1 protein-coding gene and 1 tRNA gene are annotated in these 2,778 nt (G+C 54.2%); one reads left to right on the top strand and one right to left on the bottom strand.

Translation table 11 applies throughout. The features are described 5' to 3' along the window. Window positions 1–233 precede the first annotated feature (233 nt). Window positions 234–1,220 (top strand): helix-turn-helix transcriptional regulator, encoded by a 987-nt coding sequence (locus PG892_RS21935; protein ID WP_029313511.1) that lies wholly within the window; start codon window positions 234–236, stop codon window positions 1,218–1,220. A 1,313-nt stretch (window positions 1,221–2,533) separates the two neighbouring features. Here the strand turns inward: PG892_RS21935 and PG892_RS21930 are convergent. Beyond that, window positions 2,534–2,610, bottom strand: a tRNA-Asp gene (locus PG892_RS21930). Window positions 2,611–2,778 lie beyond the last annotated feature (168 nt).

The raw sequence follows: 2,778 nt of genomic DNA, 5'->3' as shown, positions 1-2,778 counted from the left end.
CCGATGTGGAGCGGGTGATGTCACTTTGTAGCCGAGATTGGATAAAACTGACCTAATGTTTAATCCGATTGGTATCAAACAACCCCTTTCCATTGTTATTTTGTTTTATTTATCAATGCTTTGTTTCTTCATGTATGAAAATGGCGACAGTTGTCGCAGCAAAACTTGCGACATAGACTGTCGCAGGCCATGGCTAGGATACACTCAACGCTAAACCAGTGAAGGCATGCACCATGAGTAAGAAGCTGTTACGACAACTGACCTTGGCGCGTTGCATCCCGCACCGCCCTTACAAGCTGACCGCCAGCCAACTCCAGGTAAAACTGGAAGAGGAAGGCATTCACGTCAGTCTCCGTACCGTGCAACGGGACCTGGAAGAGATGTCCGGCATGGGACTGTTCGACCTCACCTCCGATGAGCGCAGCAAGCCTCATGGCTGGTGCTTCGAGCGCCATGGTCTCAATGACTTTGCCAACATCATGCCGCTCTCGCTGGCAGTGGCCCTGAAAACCTGGAGCGACCAGGCAAGCCAACTGTTGCCGGCAAGCGTGCTGACCGAATTGAACCCGCTGATCGACAAGGCTGGTCAGGTGATCCGCGACAGCCAGAGCGAACTGGCCGAGCGCTGGCTGGAGAGCGTGCACCAGTCACCTCGCCCCTTCGCCGGCAATCCGGAGATCCGCCGCAGCACCCTGATCCGCGACGCCCTCTGGCGTGGCCGCAAGTTCAGCGCCGAGATCCAGCGTGTCATCAAGGAGCGTACTGTCTGGCTCTGCTATGACCGCATCAATCCCCTCGGCATCCTGAACCAGCCCGATGGCCCCATCCTGCTCTGTACCCTGTCCGAGCTGGATCCCAAGGTCTACGGCATTCCGTTCGATCACATCAAGAACGTGGAGTTGACCAACTTCAGCGCGACCCAGCCGAAGGACTTCAATATCCAGAAGCTAATCCGCGACCAGGGTTATCAGGACGTCAGCGGTCCGATCCGCTTCGTCGGGCGCATCGATGCCAACTGTCCGACACTGATCGATGGACAAATCCCGGGACATAACCCGCGTATGACCCGTTACGACAAGCGCAGCGTGGTGGTGGAGACCGAAGTGCAAGATACGCCCGAGTTCCGCTCCTGGCTGAACAACATGAGCGGCAACCTGGAGGTACTTGCACCCGAATCACTGCGCAAGGCCTACCCGACTCCTGGGACAAGGGTCAGCTAAAGAAACCAGCAGACAATACAAAGCCGAGATTTATCTCGGCTTTTGTCTACTTTTAAAGCATAAGTATTCAATTAATTTTGAACTCTTACACCCCTGATTGAAGCGGCTATACCATCGTTTTCCTACCGATTTCTGCTTGTAAGAGATCTGCCATTCCCCCTGTAAGACCCCTCAGTGTTGAACCGTACGTGAAGCCATCCCACACTCTGTATGCTTTCCACAGAAACTAACTAACACACTGATAATAATGAACAATATACCACGCCAATCCATTTCTGCACCGCGCGTCACGGAACCCAAGCCGAATGCACACCTTGTTCGAGCCTGCAATTGCCTTAGTATGGGTCTCACAAGGACGGCCTGATTCGGCAGGATGCAGAAACAGCGCATAAACAAGGAATAGCCTGCAGGATGTGGGCAAGGAACACCTCGGGATGGGGTTGATAGCCAGGATGGTTATCACAAGGATCGACAGGACAACCGCAGGATGCGGTAGTTGGAGACCTCGGGATGAGGTTGAGTGGCACGGATTGTCGCTCATCAAGGATGAAAGGACACCGCAAGACGCGGTCAGGAACAGCTTCAAGATGAAGCGTGATAGCCAGGATGGTTATCAGTCAGGATGACGCAGGAACACCACGGGATGTGGTAATGGACACCTCCAGGAAGGAGAGGGTGAAGCAATCAGGGCAGATTGCCAGGCTAGGAAGGCCACAGGACACCCCAACGGATTGGGAAGGGGAATTTCCAAAGGAAAGGATAGCGTCAAGGATTGCAGGGAGCATGGCAGTTCAGGGAATGGACGAAATGACTTGAGGGGACAGCAGATGCTGTCCCCTTTTCTTTTGTGCACCCCATGCCCGCCACACAACAGGAAATGGAATCAGCCTGAGCGGTCCTACAACATCACGCTTTTACCAGATATCCTCTGCATCCTGGATAACCCCATCAGACTCAGCCACAGTAGCGCACCTTACCTTTCCTGCGCCCTCCCTCGTCTATGCTCAGCGACATCCACTAGGCCCCCAGAGCGCAGCAGATCAGCCGCGGCCAACCAGCCAGAGTAATCCTGGCGACTGATTCCAGGTAACAATGGCCACTGGCTTCTGCTCCGCCAGGCAGATTGTTGAGTCATCCCTGAACTGTCTATATGTGTGACCACGAATGAAGCGTGGATGCCATTCGGCAAGGCGGAGATGGTCGTGTAGGGAAATGAGGATAACCCGGCCAAGCCACCTGCACTGAGGATGAGGGATTGGGTAAATGTCAGAAAGCAAAAAGGCCTTCCCGTCAGGGAAGGCCTTTCAATTTAGTGGCGGAGCGGACGGGACTCGAACCCGCGACCCCCGGCGTGACAGGCCGGTATTCTAACCGACTGAACTACCGCTCCGCATTCGGTTAGCTTTCGCTAAATCTTTTGCTGCTTGTTTGTGAGGTGTCATCCTCGCAGCCGGTCATGTGATTCTTCACATCACCGTTTAATTGGGTGCCTGGCAGTGTCCTACTCTCGCATGGCGAATGCCACACTACCATCGGCGCTACAGCGTTTCACTTCTGA

Origin of the sequence: Aeromonas sp. QDB68 (genome assembly GCF_027707405.1) — a bacterium.
GTDB classification, from domain to species: Bacteria; Pseudomonadota; Gammaproteobacteria; order Enterobacterales; family Aeromonadaceae; genus Aeromonas; species Aeromonas caviae.
The sequence above is the reverse complement of the archived record's forward strand: the minus strand, read 5'-3'. Positions and strand labels throughout refer to the sequence as shown.

Excerpts from the sequence above, each read along its gene's own strand:
- PG892_RS21935 (WP_029313511.1), top strand. The coding sequence starts at position 234 with ATGAGTAAGAAGCTGTTACGACAACTGACCTTGGCGCGTTGCATCCCG.